18 protein-coding genes are annotated in these 20212 nt (G+C 69.7%); 9 read left to right on the forward strand and 9 right to left on the reverse strand.

The window, feature by feature from the left end; translation table 11 throughout:
- Positions 1 to 105: 105 nt before the first annotated feature.
- Together ALLO2_RS20735 and hpnH are read right to left on the reverse strand one after the other, a co-directional pair.
- The gene (locus ALLO2_RS20735; RefSeq protein WP_035734293.1) at positions 106 to 1320 is read right to left on the reverse strand and encodes a beta-ketoacyl synthase; all 1215 of its coding nucleotides are present in this window, start codon (positions 1318 to 1320) and stop codon (positions 106 to 108) included.
- A gap of 445 nt (positions 1321 to 1765) precedes the next feature.
- Positions 1766 to 2764, reverse strand: a complete 999-nt coding sequence (gene hpnH, locus ALLO2_RS20740; RefSeq protein ID WP_011436992.1) for an adenosyl-hopene transferase HpnH — start codon at positions 2762 to 2764, stop codon at positions 1766 to 1768.
- A gap of 474 nt (positions 2765 to 3238) precedes the next feature.
- On the opposite strand from hpnH, the gene ALLO2_RS20745 reads away from it, so the two are divergent.
- From ALLO2_RS20745 to ALLO2_RS20765, 7 genes are all read left to right on the forward strand, one after another.
- Positions 3239 to 3904: a TetR family transcriptional regulator gene (locus ALLO2_RS20745; RefSeq protein WP_011436991.1), complete on the forward strand. Its 666-nt coding sequence runs from the start codon at positions 3239 to 3241 to the stop codon at positions 3902 to 3904.
- Between the two features lie 314 nt (positions 3905 to 4218).
- A complete protein-coding gene (locus tag ALLO2_RS25030) occupies positions 4219 to 4401 on the forward strand; it encodes a keywimysin-related RiPP (RefSeq protein WP_023841952.1) in 183 nt (60 codons plus the stop codon).
- Positions 4402 to 4672: 271 nt separating this feature from the next.
- Positions 4673 to 5887 carry an FAD-dependent monooxygenase gene (locus ALLO2_RS20750; RefSeq protein WP_035734296.1) on the forward strand — a complete coding sequence of 405 codons (1215 nt, stop codon included), beginning with the start codon at positions 4673 to 4675 and terminating at the stop codon, positions 5885 to 5887.
- Between the two features lie 358 nt (positions 5888 to 6245).
- Positions 6246 to 6413 carry a hypothetical protein gene (locus ALLO2_RS27550; protein ID WP_157858573.1) on the forward strand — a complete coding sequence of 56 codons (168 nt, stop codon included), beginning with the start codon at positions 6246 to 6248 and terminating at the stop codon, positions 6411 to 6413.
- 65 nt (positions 6414 to 6478) lie between these two features.
- Positions 6479 to 7849, forward strand: coding sequence for a Dyp-type peroxidase (locus ALLO2_RS20755; RefSeq protein WP_011436988.1), 1371 nt, complete (start codon positions 6479 to 6481; stop codon positions 7847 to 7849).
- Between the two features lie 388 nt (positions 7850 to 8237).
- The gene (locus ALLO2_RS20760; protein WP_035734298.1) at positions 8238 to 9938 is read left to right on the forward strand and encodes a metallophosphoesterase family protein; all 1701 of its coding nucleotides are present in this window, start codon (positions 8238 to 8240) and stop codon (positions 9936 to 9938) included.
- A 399-nt stretch (positions 9939 to 10337) separates the two neighbouring features.
- Positions 10338 to 11879, forward strand: a complete 1542-nt coding sequence (locus ALLO2_RS20765; RefSeq protein WP_051875483.1) for an alpha/beta hydrolase domain-containing protein — start codon at positions 10338 to 10340, stop codon at positions 11877 to 11879.
- A 79-nt stretch (positions 11880 to 11958) separates the two neighbouring features.
- On the opposite strand, the gene ALLO2_RS20770 is transcribed toward ALLO2_RS20765, so the two are convergent.
- From ALLO2_RS20770 to nhaA, 6 genes are all read right to left on the reverse strand, one after another.
- Positions 11959 to 12261 carry a ferredoxin gene (locus ALLO2_RS20770; protein WP_139140145.1) on the reverse strand — a complete coding sequence of 101 codons (303 nt, stop codon included), beginning with the start codon at positions 12259 to 12261 and terminating at the stop codon, positions 11959 to 11961.
- A gap of 57 nt (positions 12262 to 12318) precedes the next feature.
- The gene (locus ALLO2_RS20775) at positions 12319 to 13851 is read right to left on the reverse strand and encodes an NADH-ubiquinone oxidoreductase-F iron-sulfur binding region domain-containing protein (RefSeq protein ID WP_011436984.1); all 1533 of its coding nucleotides are present in this window, start codon (positions 13849 to 13851) and stop codon (positions 12319 to 12321) included.
- Positions 13848 to 14477 carry a ferric reductase-like transmembrane domain-containing protein gene (locus ALLO2_RS20780; RefSeq protein WP_023841956.1) on the reverse strand — a complete coding sequence of 210 codons (630 nt, stop codon included), beginning with the start codon at positions 14475 to 14477 and terminating at the stop codon, positions 13848 to 13850. Before ALLO2_RS20780 ends, ALLO2_RS20775 begins: the two co-directional genes overlap by 4 nt.
- Positions 14474 to 15526, reverse strand: a complete 1053-nt coding sequence (locus ALLO2_RS20785; protein WP_011436982.1) for an FAD:protein FMN transferase — start codon at positions 15524 to 15526, stop codon at positions 14474 to 14476. The genes ALLO2_RS20780 and ALLO2_RS20785 overlap by 4 nt, the downstream gene beginning before the upstream one ends.
- A 1-nt stretch (position 15527) precedes the next feature.
- Positions 15528 to 15809 carry a hypothetical protein gene (locus tag ALLO2_RS20790; RefSeq protein WP_011436981.1) on the reverse strand — a complete coding sequence of 94 codons (282 nt, stop codon included), beginning with the start codon at positions 15807 to 15809 and terminating at the stop codon, positions 15528 to 15530.
- Between the two features lie 172 nt (positions 15810 to 15981).
- Positions 15982 to 17310 carry a Na+/H+ antiporter NhaA gene (gene nhaA / locus ALLO2_RS20795; RefSeq protein ID WP_023841958.1) on the reverse strand — a complete coding sequence of 443 codons (1329 nt, stop codon included), beginning with the start codon at positions 17308 to 17310 and terminating at the stop codon, positions 15982 to 15984.
- Positions 17311 to 17399: 89 nt separating this feature from the next.
- On the opposite strand from nhaA, the gene ALLO2_RS20800 reads away from it, so the two are divergent.
- Positions 17400 to 17798, forward strand: coding sequence for a hypothetical protein (locus tag ALLO2_RS20800; protein ID WP_023841959.1), 399 nt, complete (start codon positions 17400 to 17402; stop codon positions 17796 to 17798).
- Positions 17799 to 17922: 124 nt separating this feature from the next.
- On the opposite strand, the gene ALLO2_RS20805 is transcribed toward ALLO2_RS20800, so the two are convergent.
- A complete protein-coding gene (locus ALLO2_RS20805) occupies positions 17923 to 18282 on the reverse strand; it encodes a group 1 truncated hemoglobin (RefSeq protein ID WP_011436978.1) in 360 nt (119 codons plus the stop codon).
- A 759-nt stretch (positions 18283 to 19041) separates the two neighbouring features.
- On the opposite strand from ALLO2_RS20805, the gene ALLO2_RS20815 reads away from it, so the two are divergent.
- A complete protein-coding gene (locus ALLO2_RS20815; RefSeq protein ID WP_035734305.1) occupies positions 19042 to 20031 on the forward strand; it encodes a recombinase family protein in 990 nt (329 codons plus the stop codon).
- The last annotated feature ends 181 nt before the right edge of the window (positions 20032 to 20212 follow it).

A 20212-nucleotide genomic window follows, 5' to 3' on the forward strand; every position in this document is an offset into this window, starting at 1 on the left:
CGGACCGGCTACTGACCCTCCTCAACCGCAACGACGGCAACGACGGCTACGACGACGACGTCACCCTCCTCCTCGCCCACGCCCGGCGGGGTCGGTGCGGCCGGTTCAGGGGGCGGTGAATGCCAGGGAGACGTTGTGCCCACCGAAGCCGAAGGCGTTGGCCACGGCGGCGCGGACGGTCTCGTGGCGGGCCGGTCCGGACACGACGTCGAGCTTGATCGTCGGGTCGAGCCGGTCAAGGTTGCGCACCGGGGGTATGACGCCGTCGCGGATGCTGAGCACCGTGGCGATGGCGCCCACCGCGCCGGCGGCGCCGAGCATGTGCCCGGTCATCGACTTGGTGGCCGTGACCGCCGGATGGGTGCCGATTGTCTGAGTGATCGCCTCGGCCTCCAGGGGGTCGCCGACGGGGGTAGAGGTGGCGTGGGCGTGTACGAGGTCGATATCGGTGGGGGTGAGGCCGGCGCCGGCCAGTGCGGCCTCGATGGCCCTGCGCTGCCCGGCGGGGTCGGCGGTGACGATGTCGAGGGCGTCGGAGTTGGTGGCCGCGCCGGCGGCGACGGCGTACACGCGGGCGCCGCGGGCGGCGGCGAACCCGGCCCGTTCCAGGACCAGCAGGCCGGCGCCCTCGCCGAGCACGAAGCCGTCACGGTCGGCGTCGAAGGGCCGGGAGGCGGCTGCCGGGTCGCCGTGCCGGGTCGAGAGGGCCTTCATCTGCGCGAACGCCGCCAGCGGCAGCGTGTCGACCGGCGCCTCGACGCCGCCGGCGACCACGACGTCGGCCAGCCCGTGTTGGATCATCTCCATACCGGTGGCGATCGCCTCGGCGCCGGACGCGCAGGCGCTGACCGGGGTGCGGGCGCCGGCCTTCGCGCCGAGGTCGATGCTCACCCACGCCGCCGGGCCGTTGGGCATTAGCATGATCACCGTGTGAGGGGACATCCGGCGCGCACCGGCCTGCTCCAGGATGCGGTGCTGGCCCNGGGTGGACTGCNCCCCGCCGTAACCGGTGCCGATGACGACCGCGAGCCGCTCGGGAGCGACCTCGGGGGATCCCGCGTCCGCCCATGCCTGCCGGGCGGTGACGATCGCCATCTGTTCACCGCGGTCGAGCTTGCGGCTGTCCTTGCGCGGCAGTGTTGCCGCGGGGTCGACGGGCAGCTGTGCGGCGAGTCGGACCGGCAGCTCCCGCGCCCATTCGTCTTCGATCACCGCGACACCCGAGGCACCCGCGACCAGCCCGTCCCAGGTGGCGGCGAGGTCGCCGCCGAGTGGAGTCATCGCACCGAGACCCGTTACCACGATCTTGTCGTAAACCACTAACTACCCCTTCCCGTCACGATGAGGGCGGAACGCCCGAAAGGCGGTTCCGATCCTCGCTCCGGGTCACCTTCCCAGCTCGGGGCGCGGTCTGGACAGCTCCGTCGCTACCGATGTCGGCGGTCAGGTGTTGTGGGACCCCTACAAAGACCCGCGAGCCCTACGAGGGCGAGACGGGCGCCGCCGCGGCCCACGACGTCGGACCGGCGAGGGGACGGTGGGTGAGCGTCGGGGCGCCAGTGGTCATAATTGGATCATAATGCGGTTTCGGGTCGGATCCCGCTTATGCCGCCCTTCCCGGCACATCTGAGCCGGGTGTCTGGTGGTGGAGGACCTCGGTGCGGCGGCCGTCGCCCTCCGCCCGGAGGATGTGGACGCCGGCACCGAGGTCGTTTCCCGGGGCTGGCCGGTGTTCCCGGACTGGCCGGTGGTCCGGGGGCCGGTCTCAGCGGGCCGCGCGGATGGATTCCCGCAGGGAGGACAGGGTCGCCGCGAGGGCGGTCGGTTCGTAGCCGCAGTGTGCCATGCAGTTCGCGCAGCGTGGGTCGCGGCCTCGTCCGTAGGCCTCCCAGTCGGTGGTGTCAAGGAGTTCCTGGTAGGTCTTGGCGTAGCCGTCGCCCATCAGATAGCACGGCTTCTGCCAGCCGTACAGGGAGTAGGACGGAATGCCCCAGGCCGTGCACGGGAAGTCGATCTTGCCTTCGAGGAAGTCCAGGAACAGGGGGGAGTGGCTGATCCGCCAGTTCTTGCGGCGGCCGTCGGCGAACGCCTTGCGGAACAGTTCCTGGGTTTCCTTGACCCCGAGGAAGCTGTCCTGGTCGGGGGCTTTCTCGTAGGCGTAGGCGGGGGAGAGCATCATCCCGTCGACGTTGAGGTCGTTGTTGAGGAAGTCCAACACCTCGATCACGGTCTGAGGGGTGTCGGTGTTGAAGAACGTGGTGTTCGTGGTGACGCGGAAGCCGCGGCGCTGCGCCTCTTTGATGTTGTCCACGGCCTGGGCGAACACGCCCGGCTTGGCCACGGACTTGTCATGGCGTTCCTCGAGGCCGTCGATGTGTACCGCGAAGGACAGGTACGGTGACGGACGCAGCTTGTCGATCTTGCGTGGGATCAGGAGGGCGTTCGTGCACAGGTAGATGAACTTCTTACGTTTCACCAGGCCTGCCACGATGTCCTCGATCTGCGGGTGCATCAGCGGTTCGCCGCCTGCCAGGCACACCACGGGGGCGCCGCACTCGTCGACGGCGGCGAGCGCCTGCTCGACGGGCATGCGCTGTTTCAGCACGTCCGCGGGATGTTGGATCTTGCCGCAGCCCTCACAGGCGAGGTTACATGCGAACAGGGGTTCGAGTTCGAGGGTGATCGGGAACTTGTCCCGTCTGGCGAGTTTCTGTTTGAGGAGATAAGCGCCGATCCTGATTGCCTGGCGCCGCGGAATGGCCATTTTCACCCTCCTGGTGTTGGTCTTCGGTCGCCTGGTGGGTGGAGTCGCGATGCCGCACTGTTCCGGTCAGTGACTGTTCCGGTCAGTGTAGGTGTGTGGTGTTGAGCTGGTGGATTCGGCGTGGGTCGGAGTGGGTGTGGGGTGGAACTGAGGTGGGTGTCCGGTTTGGGCGGGTGGGGGGTGTCGGTGGGTTGGGGGTGATGGGGAGGGCGGTGGTAAGAGCGCGGATTGCGGCGGGGCGACGGCGCCGGAGGNGGCGTGTGGTGTGCCGGGCGGGACGGTCCGGCCGGCCTTCGGCGGGGTGGCCTTGTGGTGGTCTGGACTATCCTGCCGTCTGGCCCTGGGCCAACCACTGCACCCGCCGGATGCGGCAGATGTCTCACGCCATCCGGAGAACCATCCGGTAGGATACTCGGTGTGGTCCTGGGCGGCGGGGCCGTTCCCGGGCCATCCCCACGATGCGGAGGCTAGCGCGTGCCCCCCTCGGCGAACACGGGCTCGAAGCGCCCCCGGTCGCGGCGTGCTCGGGGATCCATCAATGCCCCGGGGATTCTGGCGGGCGTCTTCGAGTTTTGTCGGGACACGCCGGTAGATCAGTTGAGCATGCCCCGCCTGGCCGCGTATCTCGACGTCGGTGTCACCAGCATCTACTGGTATTTCAAGAGTAAGCGAGAACTCCTCGATGCCATGGCCGAGGAAGCACTCGTCTCTTTCTATGAGAGCATGCCTGCCCTCCGCGGTGACGCCTGGGAGGACGTGCTCCGCGAGTTCTTCAAAAATTTCTATGCGCTGCTCGCCGTCGACGACCTGAAATGCGACCTGATTGCACGTCGTATCGGTAGTCTGACCTACCAGGAGACCATCACCTCCTGGCCGCGGGCGGCGGAACTGCTGGCTGGGCTGCGGGATGCCGGATTCCCGTCGTCGCTGGCCTGGCACGCTTTCTTCACGCTCTCGACATACACCCGGGGCTTCCTGCTCACCGAGCGGCCGGCTGAGGATCCGGCCGCGGCGGTCCCCGCGGCGGCGCAGCCTTCCGGCGTCACCGTCCCGGAGGATTTCGAGTTCGGGATCACCAACATCATTCTGGGCCTGCGCACCCTGCTGCCCGAGGACGCGCGCGACCGCGACGTCGCCTAACGCTCCCGTCCGGCCCCGCAGGGCGCCTTCGATGCGGCGTGGGACCTTCGACGGCTGCCGGCCCGTGAGTCGGGGCTTCGGCCGGCTACGGCGATGATCTTCTTGATCGGCGCCCGTCNCCNCCGCGACTCCCGCCGGTGCCACCGAACCAGTGATGAACCAGCAATGGACAGCAAAGGGGCAGAATCGAAGATGGTTGGTCACAGGCGGTAAGTGGAGGTCGGAGCTGGGACGCCGACGGCAGCCACGGTGTCGTCTTGATCGCCGAGAGTTACATGGATCGAATAAGTCGAAGTCGGACGGAGGAATCCGGCATGAAAGCAACATATGAGGCACCGACGCTCCGGGCCGAGGGCTCGTTCCGGCAGGTCACCGGTTTCTTCGGGGGCTGGGGCTGGGGCTGGGGCCACTGGGGCGGCTGGGGCCACTGGGGTGGCTGGGGTCGTTGGGGTGGCTGGGGTCGTTGGGGTGGCTGGGGTCGTTGGGGTGGCTGGTGATCCCGGCTCCCGACAATCCAGCAACCCGACCAGCAATCTGACGATCGGTCAACCCGACAATCGGGAAATCCGACAATGCGGGGAAACCGGGAAACCCGACAACGCGGGGTAACCCGACAATGCGGGGAAACCGGGCAACCCGACAAGTGGGCACCACGACATCCGCTGGCGGTGCTCCTCTCCGGGGCGACGGTGGTGACGAGCCGGCGAACGGTCGTTGCCACCCGCCGTCCGGGTCACGCCGAGGAGGAACACAGAGGAGGCACCTGCGGTGAGGATCGTCTGTGTGGGGGGCGGACCGGCAGGACTTTACTTCGCTATCTCGGCGAAACGCCGTGACGCCAGCCAGGAGATCATAGTCCTCGAACGCGACCCGCCCGGGGCGACCTACGGCTGGGGGGTCGTGTACTGGGATAACCTTCTGGACGTCCTTTTCCGCAACGACCCAGGCAGCGCTCGTGCCCTGCGGGCTGCGTCCACTCTCTGGCAGGAACAGCGGATCAGTCTGGGCGGATCGTCGGCGGCATATCTCACCGGCTACGGCTTCAGCCTGCAGCGGGCCGCGCTGCTCGAAATCCTCGCCCGGCGGGCTACCGATCTCGGCGTCGAGGTGGAGTACCGGCACGAGGTGGACGACCTGCGCCCGTATGCCGACGCCGATCTCGTCGTGGCGTCCGACGGCGCGAACAGCCGGGTGCGCCAGCTGGCCCAGGACGATTTCGGTACCANGGTCGAGATCGGCGGTAACCCGTACATCTGGCTCGGCACCGACAAGCGCTTCGACAGCTTCACCTTCGCCTTCGAACGGACCTCCGCGGGATGGATCTGGTTCCACGCCTATCCGTCCAGCGTCGGCGTCAGCACCTGCATCGTGGAATGCTCCCAGCGGACGTGGAAGGGACTCGGCCTTGATCTCCTGAGCGCTGAGGACGCGCCGCGGATGCTGGAAAAGATCTTCTCTGGTCCGTTGGACGGCCATCCGCTGATCAGCCAGTGCCGCGGCCGGGCGGCGCGGTGGCTGCGCTTCGCCGATGTCACCAATCGGAGCTGGTACCACGACAACGTCGTGTTGATCGGTGACGCCGCCCACACCACGCACTTCGCCTTCGGGTCGGGCACGGCGCTCGCGATCGTCGATGCGGTCGCGCTCGCGCAGAGCATGTACGACAGCGGCGGCGATCTGCCGGCCGCGCTGCGAGATTTCGACCGGCGGGGCCGGGCGGCCCTGGGTCCTCTGCAGGCGGCGGCGCGGACGAGCATGGCCTGGTTCGAACGGGTGGACCCATACCTCGATCAGGATCCGGTGTCGTTCGCCTACTCGATGGCGTCGCGCCAGGGCGAACAGCCGCCGTGGCGCTACCCGGTGCACCGTGTCAGCCAGCACCCGGCCGTGCGCAGGGCGCTGCGCGGACTGAACTCGAGTGCACGGTGGGGCTTGGCCCGTCGCCGGGGCGAACCCGTCGCCCGGAGAAGCGCGGAGGGTTAGTCAAGGTCGGCTGGGGCGTTCGCCGAGCGCCCCGCGGTGGTTGACGGCGCCCTCCNCGGCAGATCATCTTCCGTGAGCTGCCGAAGATTTCCACCGGAAAGATCGAGAAGAACGTGCTGCGTGGCTGGGGCAGCGACCCGAACCTCTGCGACCGGTGAGATCCGCCGGGCCGGGCATGGTCCCGCGCGTCGGTGACGTCGTCGTTCCCGCACGCTGATCGGTTCCTCGTGTCGCCCGTTGGCAGGCCGTTCGGCATTTCCGCTTCATTCTGTATCTATGTGTAAACGTTCGACGACACGACGTCTCTAGGCCCGGGATGGGCGGCGCTGAGTGCGGTTCGACAGTCACTATGCGGGACATGCACCTCACGGACATCGCGGAACTGCCCTATGATCCATGCGAACACCTCACCGGACGGCTCACCCGGGTGTCCTCCGGTGACAATCGCCGCCCTGACGTCGGCCCGAGGATTGCCGGCCCGAGGATGATGTCGGATCTCACCGCGGCGCCGGTATGGATCCCGTGAGCGACAGGACGGATGGAACCGGTATGGCTGAAACTGGTATGTCCAATAGAGCCGGTAGGGCGGGCGTGTCGGACATTGTGGACGCTGCCGATGTAACGGATGTCGCCGATGCGACGGATGCGGTCCGGGAGAACCGCCCGATCGGTCCCCACCGCCGCAGGGTGCTGCGGGGCGCCGGGCTGCTCGGCTTCGGCGGTGGTGTCGCGATCGGGGGAGGCCTCGGGGGAGTCATGGCCCTCGACGGCGGTGTCGCCGTTGCCGCGGAACGTCCCCAGGAGGACCAGTCGGGCGGGACGGACCGCGTCGCCGCGGTCCGTCGTGAGGCGCTGGCCGGGGTGGTGGGCGACGGCCGTCACCAGCCCGGAATCGCCGACCGCCCTCCCGCGCAGCTCGTCTTCACCGCCTACGACCTGACGACGTCCGGCCCGGCCGCGGTCCGCACATCCCTCGCCGCGGTGCTGCGCACCTGGACGGCCGCCGCCGCGGTGCTGATGCGAGGCGAGCCGCTCGACGGCGCTGAGCGGGACACCCAGGGACTCGGACCGGCGGGGCTGACGATCACCATCGGGCTCGGCGCGTCCGCGCTGCGCCGCGCCGGTCTCGACGCGCAGATACCCGCGGAGTTCGCGGACATTCCCGCGATGCCCGGTGACCAGCTCGATCTGGCGCGCAGTGGCGGGGATCTCGGCGTGCAGGTCTGCGCCGAGGATCCGATGGTCGCGGTCTCGGCTTCCCGGCAGATGCGTCGTCTCGCCGCTCAGGATGCCAGGCCCCGCTGGATCCAGCGGGGATTCCTTCGTTCCGCGGCGGCCGCGTTCAACCCCGGGTCCACCCCACGCAACCTGATGGGGCAGATCGACGGCACGGACAACCCGGGACCGGGCACGCCGCGGTTCGACCGGGCGGTGTGGGTGTCCAGCGGGCCGGAATGGATGCGGGACGGGTCCTACCTGGTCTGCCGGCGTATCCGCATGCTGCTCGATGCCTGGGCGCGGCTGGACGAGACGGCTCAGAGCGCGGTCATCGGCCGCCGTAAGTCCGACGGTACCGCGCTCTCGGCACCGCCGGTGGGGCAGGGCGGCGCTGAGACCATCCAGCCGGACTTCACTGCCCGCGCCGCCGACGGCAGTCTCGCGATCGCCGGCAACGCCCATGTCCGGCTGTCCCACCCGTCGTTCCACGGTGGGATCGCCATGCTTCGTCGCGGCTACTCCTATGACGACGGCCTGGACTCAGCCGGTGAGCCGGACGCCGGCCTGTTCTTCGCGGCCTACCAGGCCGACCCGCGTACGGCGTTCGTCGCGGTGCAGCGGACCCTCGCGGCCGGCGACGCATTGAACACCTTCATCCGGCACACCTCCAGTGCCCTGTTCGCCGTCCCGCCCGCGGCGCCCGCGGGCGGCTTTCTCGCGCAGGGGCTCTTCGGCGCCGGCTGAACGATGCCGGCTGAACGATGCCGGCTGAACGATGCCGGCTGAACGATGCCGGCTGAACGATGCCGGCTGAGCGGCGCTGAGTGCGCCCTGCGTGCGGGTGGCTCCGGCTGACGGAAACGCCAGCCGGAGCCACCCGCGGGAGATACCCGTTCGGGAATACCTGGCGGATGCCCGAGCGGGTACGGCCCAACCATGGGCCGTACCCGCGCACTGGGCACGGCTGCCGGCAGGAATCAGGAACAGGATGATCATAGAGCAGGCTGATGCCCGTCAGCAGGCTGACTCCGCCAGGGCCAGGGAAGTCCTCCCGCGATGTTTACAAATATTTCGGTGGTTCGCCACCGTGTATTTGCAATATTCGACAGGCGACGGGCCTACTTTCAGCGGTATGCCTGTGAGTCCTCCCAGCGAAGTGGTGGCGTCGGGTGTTCCGGCCGGTATGGCCGAGGACATGACAATCGCCGAGCAGTACGAATGGCTCCAGACCTTTCTCCGGCGGCGGCCGGTCAGCCGACGCGGGATTCTGCTCGGCGGTCTGGCTGGTGCCGGCGCGGCGAGCCTGTTCGGCACGCCGTTCGGCCGGGCCGCCTACGCCGCCACGAACGACAGTCCCCTGCTCGTGGGCGGCAGGCACACCGCCTTCGGCGCCGATCCGTCCCGGCAGCTTCGGCTGGCGGCGCAGTTGTCGCGTAACCCGGGCCGCGGCAAGGTTCTGGTCGATATCGGGCCGGGACGCGGTCTCGGCGGCACGGTCGAGGCGGAGATCCGACCGCTGCTGTCCCAGGTCCCCCAGGCCGACGGCTCGATTCTCGCCGTCGAACAGTACTACGTGCACGCGGCGTTCGACAATCTGACGCCGGGCCGGGAATACTACTACCGTTTCCGGATTCCCGGTGGGGAAGCCACCCCCGTGCAGGCGGTCCGCACCGGACACCGGAAGGGACGCCATGGCGGCCCGTTCCGGTTCACGATGATGGGCGACCACGGTTCGAACACCACCCCGCCGGGCGATCCGAAAGGTGTGTTCGATGACAATTACTACAAGGCCGACAACGCCCCGATGGTCGCCCACGCGTCGGCTGTCACCGCGGCCATCGCCCGCCAGGACCCGGTGTTCCACCTGCTCGCCGGGGACATCAGCTACGCGGACCCATCGGGTCAGGGAAGGCCGCCCAAGCGGACGGCCGCCGGCGTATCTCCTACCGGTTTCGACAATTATGACCCGACCGTCTGGGACGTCTACCTGGCCGACATCGAGGTCAGCAGTGCCCGCACGCCGTGGATGTTCGCCACCGGCAACCATGACATGGAGGCGCTCTACTCCCCGCACGGCTACGGCGGCCACCTCGCCCGCCTGGACCTGCCAGGCGGGGGGCCTCAGGGCTGCCCGAGCGTGTACTCCTTCGTCCACGGCAACGTGGCCGTGCTCTCGCTGGACGCCAACGACCTCAGTTATGAGATCAAGGCGAACACCGGATATTCGAACGGTGCGCAGACGTCCTGGGTCGAGAGCACGCTGAAGGGCTACCGGAACGACCCGGATATCGATTTCATCGTCTGTTTCTTCCACCACTGCGCCTATTCGACGACCGCGCAGCACGCCAGCGACGGCGGCGTCCGCGGCGCCTGGGCGCCGTTGTTCGACTGTTACCAGGTCGACCTCGTGCTGCAGGGTCACAACCACCTGTACGAGCGCACCGACCCGATCCGCGCGAACGCACCGACCCGCGAGGCGCCCGACGGCTCGACGATCGAACCCGCGAAGGACGGCACCACCTACATCGTCGCGGGCAGCGCGGGACGGCCCCGCTACCAGTTCCAGACCGGTGAGCCGGAGTCCTACCGAGGAAAAATCGTACCGGGCTCGAACGTTGTGCCGAACAGCTATGTCTGGCAGGCCGACGGGACGAAGGCACCGGAGTCCATCAACTGGTCGCGGACCCGTTTCGACGACTACGCCTTCGTGGCTGCCGAGTCCGATCCGGGCCGGCCCGGCGGGTACTCCACCCTGACCATCCGGGGCCTGGACGAGCATGGTCAGGAGTTCGACCGGGTGGTCCTGCGCCGCGCCGTTGCGCACGGCCACTGAGCCGCATCCGCGCACGTGCGGCCCGCCGTCGAGGGACGAGCGGGCCGCACGGCCGGGGCAAAGTGGTCCGACGGGTGGTCCAACGGGTGGTCCAACGAGTGGCCCGATGGCGCCGTACCCGTACCCATTCTCGATGTGCGGTGTGGTCGCGGCATGCCAGGCGCGTCCCGCGGAGTGAAACCGCACACCGGCTCGGAGGTGGCACCTCTCCACGCGGCCTCATCGAGGCCCGCGCGGACCACGAGGCTCCTGACCATCGGATCGTGATTTATGTCCCGGTCACGGGTCAAAAGTCCCCGGAATATGACATCTGAGCAACGGCGGCCATCGGTTCGATGCGCTCGCGTGCGGCACGATGGATCGTGGATCCGTGCGGCGAGCGCGAGAGGAACCGAATCGATGGAGCTGATGGAGATGGCGTCGGTGCGAGTCGACGGGCCGATCGCCGGCCAGGCGAGCCTGATCTCGACGTCTTTCGATCTGGCCTCCATCGGCTATCTGGCGGAGGAGTTCTTCGTGAGCGGAACCGCCGACTCCTATGCCGCGACGGGTCCGATCACCTCTGATGGCAGATGGGACGTGGTGGTCGCCGGTCAGGCGCCGTTTCGGACCCGTCTCATCGTCTACCGGCCTGCCGACCCGACCGCCTTCAACGGCACGGCCGTCGTGGAATGGTTGAACGTCTCTGCCGGAATGGACGCCGCCGCCGCATGGCTCACGACGCATCGGCATCTGCTCCGCGCCGGTTTCGCCTGGGTGGGGGTGTCGGCGCAACGCATCGGCATCGATGGGATCGACACCGCCGAAGGGGCCGGTGTCGAAGCGAGGGCCGTTGCGGACGGCGGTATTGCGGACGGCGGCGATGCGGGCGAAGATGGTGCCGGGGAGCAACGCGGCACCGGTTGGTGGCCGATCGTGCCGTCGCTTAAGAGCGCCGATCCCACCCGTTACGCGATTCTGTCCCATCCCGGTGACGCGTACAGCTTCGACATCTTCCGTCAGGCCGGGGAAACCGTGCGTCGCGGTCTCCTCGATCACCTTCGTCCGGCGCGGATGATCGCCGTGGGCGCATCCCAGGCGGCGTTCTTTCTGGTGACCTATGTAAACACCATCGCGGCGCGGGACGGTGACGGCGGTGACCGCGATAGGAGCCGTGCCGCCGGCGGTGGCCATGGCGGNTTNGACGGNTACCTGATCCAGGGCCGCCCGGGGACCACGGCGTCCCTCGACGGTCGGGGCGGCCCGACCCTGGCCGGGGATGTCCGGCTGCGCACGGACGTCGCGGTGCCCGTGATGGTCGTGCAGAGCGAGACCGACGTCGTCGGCGTGCTTGGCGCCGTGGGCGCCCGCCAACCCGATAGCGACCGGTTTCGGCTCTGGGAGATCGCCGGTGCGGCGCACGTCGACACCTACACGCTCAAGGCTGGTTTCCGGGACGACGGTGCGCTGCCTGCCGCGGAGCTGGTACGCCTTCTGGTGCCCAGCGCCGCCCCTTTCGGCGTCCCGTTCACCGCCGCGATCAACAGCGGACCGCAGCAGCACTATGTCGCCCAGGCCGCGATTGCCGCGCTGGACGACTGGATCCGTTATGGTGTCGCGCCCCCGTCCGCGCCCCACCTGCTAACCGCCGCGACGGATCCAGCGGTACTTCTCCGTGATGCGGACGGCATCGCCCGTGGTGGCGTGCGCACTCCCTGGGTCGACGTTCCCATCGCCGTCCTGTCCGGCCTGGGGCAGAACCCCACCGACGCCTCCGCCATCTTCGGCTCCACCCGGCCGCTGGATTCCGCCACACTCGCCGCCCGTTACCCCGCCGGCGCCGCGGACTATCGCGCCGCTTTTACCCGGGCCACCGACGACGCGATCGCGACCGGATTCCTGCTCGCCGAGGACCGTGAGGAGATCCTCGCCCTCGCGGCCGCCAGCTACCCAGGCAGGTAGCGGTAGCGCGGCTTTAGCAAAGTGGTAATGCGGCGGTAGCGTAGCGAGCGAGACAGCGGACATCGGCCGCCGGGCCCGGCTACCCCTGTTCCTGGCCGGCGAGCAGGTGTAGCGCGAGCCGGGGACAGGCATCCGCCGCCCGACGAGCATGCTCGATCAGCTCCGTGGAGACGGTGATTTTTCGGGTCGACTGTCCGGTCGTCCCGCGAGCCAGCGGATAACCCGCTGGATCGCGGGTCAGCAGCTCGGGTAGCAGCTCGACACACCAGCCGCGGCCGTCACACGCCGTCCAGTCGATCCACAGCCGGGCCGGGCCGGCTGCCGCGCCGGCGTTTGTGGTGTTCATGGCATCTGTGGTGTTCATGGCATCTGTGGTGTTCATGGCATCTGTCTCCCCTGTGGATTCTTCGTCGACGTTGCCTGGTCGGGATGGGTGTGGTCAGGATGCGCACGCCGAGCCGAGGCAGCGGCCCTCGGCGTGCGCCCGGATATCGTCGACGAACGTGCGCAGCGCACTGTGCACGAGGCGGGCCGCGCCGTCCGGGTGGTGGCACGCGCCGCGACCGGCGACCAGGGCGGCGAGGCGCAGCGCCCGGATGGCGGACTGTCCCGGATCGCCAGCCCCCTGCACCGGGCCGCCGGACCCGCCATCCGTTCGGGCCATCCCGGCCACGGCGTCCGCAAGCTGGGGCAGCCCGCTGACGCATGGCCCGCACTGGCCAGCGTTCTGCGCGGCCAGGTACCCGACGATGCGCGCGGTCTCGACGAGCCCACAGCCCCGGGCCGGGAGGACGGCGACCACTCCGGTGCCCGGTGCGGCNCCCCACGGCGCCAGCGCCGCCCGGGACATCGCGATCGTCGCTCCCGGGCCGCCGGGCAGCCACGCACCGCTGTAACCGCCGACCCGGAAGGCCCCGACCTGCTCGGTGAAGCCGCCCGCGAGCTGCGCGAGAGTGCCGAGCGGGGTGCCGAACGGCACCTCGACGACACCGGGCGCGGCGACCGCTCCCGTCACGGTGGCCAGGAACGTGCCCGGTTCCTCGGCGGTCCCGACCGAGCGGAACCAGCTGGCTCCCCACCGGGCGATCAACGCGAGGTGCGCGAGTGTCTCGGCGTTCTGCACCAGGGTCGGACGGCCGTGGAAACCGGCCTCGGCGAGCGGTTGCCAGTGCGCGCGCGGCCGGGCCGCCCCTCCCTCCAGCGCTGCGATGACGGCCGATGCCTCCCCGGCGACGAAGGTCTCCGGCGCCTCCCGGATCTGGACGGTGAACCGGTCCCAGCCCGCGGCCCGCCGTTGGGCCAGCGCCCGCCGGACCGCCGTGACCGCCGGACCGGGTTTGAGATAGACGAAGGCGTCATCGGCCCCGACCGCCTCCGCGGCGAGCTGCAGGCCGTCGAGGACGAGGTGGGGCGCCACGGTGAGCAGGGTGACGTCCTTGGCGCTCTCGGGTTCCCCTTCGGCGGCGTTGGCGACGACCACGGGGTGCGCGCTGCTGCGGTACCGGTCGGCTCGGTGCCCGGCGTTCCGGTGCTGGCTGCCCCGGTGCGTGCTGCCCCGGTGCGCGCTGCCGGAGTGGCTGCCGTCGAGGCAGGTGCCCTCGGCGCTCGCGGCGAGTTTCCGCCAGGTGGGGAAGGCCGCGCCGCCCCGCCCGGTCAGCCCGGAGTCGTGGATCTCCGGAAGTAACCGCCCGGGTCCGCCGCGCCAGGGCAGCGGTCCACACTGTCGGTCGTGCGCGGCGAGGTCGGACGCGGCTGCGGTCAGCAGCCGTCCGGCCGGGACGTGATGCGCGGGGAGGCCGCCCGCGCCGGCCGCGGGCCGTACCGCGTGCATGGCCGCGGGCCAGGGCTCGCGCCCCCACCCGGGCTGGGCCTCAGGGGAGCCGGCGCGGCCGACGTCGCTGGTGCCGGTGGCGATGCTGGTGCCGGTGGGGATGGACGGTTGGGCCGCTCCGGTGGCAGCGCGGATGGTCATGTCTGCTCCGATCTGGGGGTCATGGTTGTGGGCGCCGCCGGTTGGTGTCGCGGGCTGGGGGGCCGGTGTGGGCTGGGGGGCCGGTGTGGGCGGGGGAGGATCCTGAAGGAGGGGGAGCAGCGCCAGGCCGCGGATCCGGCGACGGCGAGCGCGCAGGCCATCGCGACGGCTCGCAGCCACGGCGTGCCGGCGTCGGTGCCCGAGCCCAGGCCGTGCGAGAGGGCGAGTGGCCAGGCGCCGTAGGCGGCCCAGTGCACTGCCCGCCAGGCGCGCACGCCGAGGCGCCGGCGGAGCAGACTGGTCACGACCACGGCGATGAGAAGGTCGGCGGCGACGGTGCCGAGCCCGACCCACAGCGGTCGGTAGCCGGCGCCGAACGGCAGGACCACATCCGCAATGCCGAGCTTCGCGTACGGGTCGAGCAGCAGCGTGCCGATGTGCATGGCGAGGAGCACGACCGCGAGCAGGCTCGCGCCGCGGTGCACGGCGCCGATCGCGAAACCGGGCAGACCCGCGAGGCCGCGACCCGAGCGGGCCACGATGCCGAGGACGACCGTCAGGGTGAGCAGCAGCAGGCACGTGGTGCCCGTGCCCCGGGCGGCGTACCAGAGGGCTTCGGTGCTCATCGGCCGGAACCTCTCGGCCGTGTCGCCGATCCAGCGGACGTGACTCGGGTTCCATCCTCGGCGGGCGGAGCCGTCTCGGCCCGGTCTACCCGGACCCCGGCCACTCCGGCTCCGGCCACTCCGGCTCCGGCCACCTTGGCCCGGCTCGGGGCGGGCCAGCCAGCGGTCGTGACGATCGAGCCGTCCGTGGCGACGAGCCGTGCCGGCATCCCGAGCCGGCGCAGCCAGCCCACCGCCGCGGAACCACGGACGATCGCGGCGGTGCTCGCCGTGTTCGCGTCGAGGCAGCTCGCGGCCGCCACGGTGGCGGTCCGCCAGACCACCGGCGCGGGCTGGCAGGTGCGCGGATCCAGGATGTGGTGCAGGAGCCGCCCGCCGCGCCGCCACCGCCGCCCGAGGGTGCTGGACGTCGCGACCGCGCTCCCGGCGGCCAGGGTGATGGTGCAGGCGGGCTCGCCCGGGCGGTCCTGGACCCGAATGCGCCAGCCGCCCTCCGGCGCGTTCCCGGCGGTGGCGACATCCCCGCCGAGGCTGACCAGCACGCCGGTGTCGAGCCGTTCGGCGACCAGAGCGGCGCAGCGGTCGGCGGCCTGCGCCTTCGCCGTCGCTCCGAGGTCGAGCCGCGCGTCGTCCGGCAGCGTCAGTGTGTTCCCGGTCAGCCGGATCCGCTGCCAGCCCGGCGCCGGCCGGTGCACCACCCGCAGCCGCGGACCGTCCGACGGCAGCAACGTGATGTCCCGGTCGTAGCCGAGAGCGGCGAGCGGTCCGCCGACGGTCGGGTCTACGTCCCCGTCGGTGCGCCGGGCCGCGAGGAGCGCCGCACCGACGAGGTCTGCCAGTAGCGGGCTGATCCGTTGCGGCGTCCCATCGGCGTGATCGAGCTGGTTGATCTCCGCATCGGCCCGGAAACGACTGGCGACCTCGTCAACGGCCGCGAGATGGTCCACGACGATCTCCCGGGCGGCGGCCAGTGCGCCGGGCTCGGTCACCACGAGCCGGGCGGTCGTGCTCCACACCGACCACTCGACCGCCGCTGCCGCGCCGGGCATCTCAGGAACCACCGGTCGACGCGTGCGTGGGACCGTCGGCGCTCCCCACCGTCGTCCCGCCCGACCAGCCGCCGGACGAGGACGCGCTGTCGGAGGTCGACGATGAGGTGGATCCGTTACCCGAGGTCACCGAGCTGTCGTCCGTCGTCGAGGACCAGGTGGCCGCGGATGCGGAATGCTCATGGGCCAGCACGCCGAAGCCGATGGCTCCGGCGGCCGCGACGGCTGCCAGTCCGGCGGTGACGGGGCCTACCCGTCGGATTCCCTGCTCACGTGTGGCCATGGCCGGTGTCCTCCTACCCTGCCGGCGCTCCGGGAGGAGCCCCGTGACTATGAGGGTGGGAGTCGGTCCTGTGTGTTACCTGTGCGTCACCTGTTCGATTGCCGAGGGCGGAACACCCCACGGGCGTGGGGTGGACTTGATGGTGCTGCACGAGCGGACCGACCGGACCGGATCACCCCCACGGGCGTGGGGAGGACCGGTGCAGGTCTTGGTAGACGTCGGGGATGCCGTCGTGGTCNCGGTCGGCGGTCTCTGCTTCCTGGAGCCGGCGGTAGACGCGATTGCGCAGACGTAGCACGACGGCGGCGAGCAGGGCGGCGAGCAGAGAACCCGTCAGGACAGCGATCTTGACATGGTCGTCACGTGCGCTGCCGCTCCCGAAGGCCAGTTCGCCGATGAGCAGGGAGACGGTGAATCCGATACCGGCCAAGACCGCGAGCCCGAGAACGTCGGTCCAGGTCAACCCGTCGTCGAGGGTGGCGCGAGTGAAGCGTGCTACCAGGAAGGTAGCGGCCATGATCCCCAGAGGCTTGCCGACGACGAGACCGAGCACGACACCGAGGGCCGCCCGGTCGCTCAGCGCCGCGCTCAGTCCGCTCAGGCCATCGACGGTGACTCCGGCGGAGAAGAACGCGAAGACCGGCACCGCCACCCCGGCCGACAGGGGCCGCCAGCGGTGCTCGAAGTGCTCGGCCAGCCCCGGTCCCGCCTCCGGGCCGCCGGCACGGGTACCGCGGAGCACCGGCACGGCAAACCCCAGCAGCACGCCAGCCACGGTGGCGTGCACGCCGGAGGCGTGGACCAGTGTCCAGGTCGCGGCGGCCAAGGGCAGGAGGAGCCACCACGAGCGCACCCGGCGCTGGACTAGCAGAGTGAACAACGCCAGCGGCACCAGCGCGCCCAGCAACGGGAGGATCGACAGGTGGCGGGTGTAGACGACGGCGATGATGACGATGGCGAGCAGGTCATCGACGACCGCGAGGGTGAGCAGGAAGGTCCGCAGACCGGACGGCAGGTGCCGGCCAATGACCGCCAGCACCGCCAGCGCGAAGGCGATGTCGGTGGCGGTCGGGATCGCCCAGCCCGCTGAGGCGTCACCGCCGACGTTGACCAGCGCGTACAGCACGGCCGGAACGGCGACACCCCCGCAGGCGGCCAGGACCGGGACAGCGGCCCGCCGAGGGTCGCGGAGGTCTCCGGCGATGAACTCGCGTTTGAGTTCCAGCCCGGCAACGAAGAAGAAGATCGCTAGCAGGCCGTCGGCGGCCCACTGAGCCAGGGTGAGGTCCAGGTGCGCCCAGGACGGGCCGAGCTGGTAGGACAGCATCGACTGGTACGACTCTGACCACGGCGAGTTCGCCCAGCCCAAGGCCAGGACCGTCGCGGCGAGCAGCAGCCCGCCACCGATGGCCTCCCTGCGTAGGATCTCGGCGATCCGGCGAGCCTCGGGCCACGACCTGCGGTCGAACAGGCTGAACCGGCGAGACGGAACTTGGCCCACGGCGGTGCTCCTCACCAAGGGGTCGGGTCACACGTTGCCGACCAGACTTCCCGGCGCACCGAACCCACCGTAGCCGAGTCGGCGTTAACATGCCCCCCATACCAGCCGAAACGGCTAGGCACACCCGGCACGGGGCCGGCAGGGGACCCACCCACCCCGAAGCACTGCCTCACCACGCCGGCTACAGCCTCGCCGAGCAGGCGGTGATCCCGACGCCGAAGAACGCCCTCCCCCTCGCACGGCTGACCAGCAGCGACCTCGTCGAGGACAAGGTCAGCACCTGTCCCGGCGTCGAATCCGTCCGCGTGGTTTGCTGCTTCGTCGACGCGGACAGCTACCGCTGGCTCGACCGCACCCGACGGCACCCGCTACCCGAGAAAGGAAGCCGCCGGGACGGCTCGTTCACCACCAACGACGTCCGTGCCATCCTTGCCCACAGCATCCCCGTCGCCGACGGCGATTGGCGTCGACCTCCATCTCTCACATGATGGCGTCCATACCGAACCCGGGCGGTTCGCATTTGCAACTGTGCCCCGCCCGGTTTCTCTNGTTCGAGCCGGGTGCGGCTTCACTAGCCTGGCCGCGCAAGGTCGTGTATGATGTGAGGTATTACTACTTCGATATCGTGACGACGTCGGAACGCAGCGGGGCGAGGGCCGCTCCGATCTGGCCGGTGGTTTCCGTCGGGACACCGAGGCCGGTCAACGCCGCGAGCAGATGGTCCACCACCGCGTCGAAGTGGGCGTCGGTGAGGCCGAGCGTGGCATGTACCGCGGCCATGTCCCGACCCCGGTAGACCTCGGGACCACCGATCACCGCGGCGATGAACGCTCGCTGGTGTTCCTTGAGACGGGGCAGGTCCCGGTTGGCAAAGAGGGGTGCAAGAACGGGATCGGCCGTCACCCGGACGTAGAAATCGTCGACCGCGGCCTGTACGGCCGTCGCGCCGCCGATAGTGTCGTAGATACTCATCAGAGGTCTCGCTTTCGCAGGAGAGGACCGACCGGAGGTCGTTGACCATGTTTGTTACCGTGGCTGCACTGGTACCCGTCCGCCAGGTTCACTGAACCACGGGCACAATTTCCTTGAAAGAGTCTAATGTCCGCGCGGCAGAGAAAGATGGCAGGCGAACGCGGGCCGTCCGGCTCCTTCCGCTCGCGTGTGGGCAGAAGCTTTACCTGTTGAAGGACGGCTAGGAAGGAGCGCTGTCCTCCTCGTCCGGCGCGAGGAAGGCCCTGGCGAAGATCCGCAACACCGAGGACCTGTGGACACAGGTCGTGGCACTACCGTGAACCCCCCGGGTTCGGGGGCCATCGGCACGACGATCACTCTCACGGCGGCGGTCAGCCGGTGACTGGGGCGTCAGCCGGTGACGGCCCCGGTGGCCGTGTCGACGACGGACACGTCGTTCCCACCGAAGTTGGTGACGNAGACNCGGCTGCCGNNGGGANCCACCGCCACTCCGAAGGGGAGCACGCCGACTCCGATGGCGGCGCTCACGACACCCGCGAGCGGGTCGACCACCAGCACCTGCCCAGTTCGGATGCTGGCCACATAGGCGTGGATGGTCATCTCAGCCCGCATCCCGACGGTCGATGGACCACGACCGAGCGTAGTAGCCGGAACGGCAATGGTTGATCAAACCAGCCGATCGTCGATAGCCGATCTTGCTCCATCTCGAATCGGAAAGACCCAGATGGAGAACGCTCCGTATTCCGCCCCTCCAAGCGGGTGCGGCGCAAGCACCTCGCCATGGCCCAGGCCGGCATTACCGTCGGGGGCAACCGTGCCTTCGGCTGGCTGGCCGACAAGGAAACCAAGGACGAACCGGCGGCGGCGCTCCTGGTCGCGGGGGCGGATCAGATCTTGGCCGGCGTTGGCCTCCACACCATCTGTCGCCAGTGGAACGATCTTGGCATCGCCAGCGCCATGGGCAAGAAGTGGCAAAAACCCGTCCTGCGCAACATCTACCTGTCCCCGCGCATCGTCGGCTACCGGGTGTACGGCCCGACCTCCGTCCCGCTGGAGAAGCGCTACGTGGTGGACGCGGACGGCCAGCCGGTCAAGGGCCAGCAGCAGCCCATCCTGGACCTGGATGTCTGGGAGGCGGTGGTGGCGAAGCTCCGCGACCCCAGCCGGGTTTCCAAGCATGTCCACATCGGCGGACGGAAGTATCTGCTGTCCGGGATCATCTGCTGCGGGTTCCGCGGCCGCCACCTGATGGGCGGCTACGACCGGCGGTGGGGCAAGCACCACTACGCCTGCAAGGCCGTCACCGCGGGCGGGTGCGGCAAGGTCGGCGTCACAGGCCGCCATGTTGATGACCTTGTCTCCGAGCTGGTCCTGGCCTACCTGGCAGGCCGCGACGTCGAGGCCGAGGTGGGCAGGTGGCCAAGGGCGGGCGAGTTGGCCAAGGCGGAGGCCAAGATCGCGAAACTCATGGGTGCCTATGACCGGGACGAGCTGCCCGGCCCGTACGTCTTCCCCCGTGTGCGCGAGCAGGAGCAATCCATCCTGCACCTGAGGGCGGAGCAGGCCGAGTGGCTACGCGCCCACACCGGCCCCAAGGTCACGAACCTGGCCGAGGGCTGGCCCTCTTTGGAGCTGGAGCAGCGCTGGGAGATCATTAGTACCGTCATCGAGGCCGTCGTACTGAAGGCGGCTGACGGCCCAACGAACCGCTTCGACCCCGAACGGGTGGAAGTGGTCTGGCGTCCCTGACGCCCCACCCCGCCGGACGCACCAGTCCGGCGGGGTATTCGTCGTGGATACCCTGACGGGCATGGGCCTGCACCTGTCCGGCGATCCAGAGGCGGACCCCCTCATTACACCCGATGCGTTGGCGCTCCTGGTGGGGATGGTCCTTGATTGGCCAATCGGACAAACAAGGAACGACCGGTAG

It is taken from the genome of Frankia sp. Allo2, from assembly GCF_000733325.1.
Taxonomy (GTDB): Bacteria; Actinomycetota; Actinomycetes; order Frankiales; family Frankiaceae; genus Frankia; species Frankia casuarinae.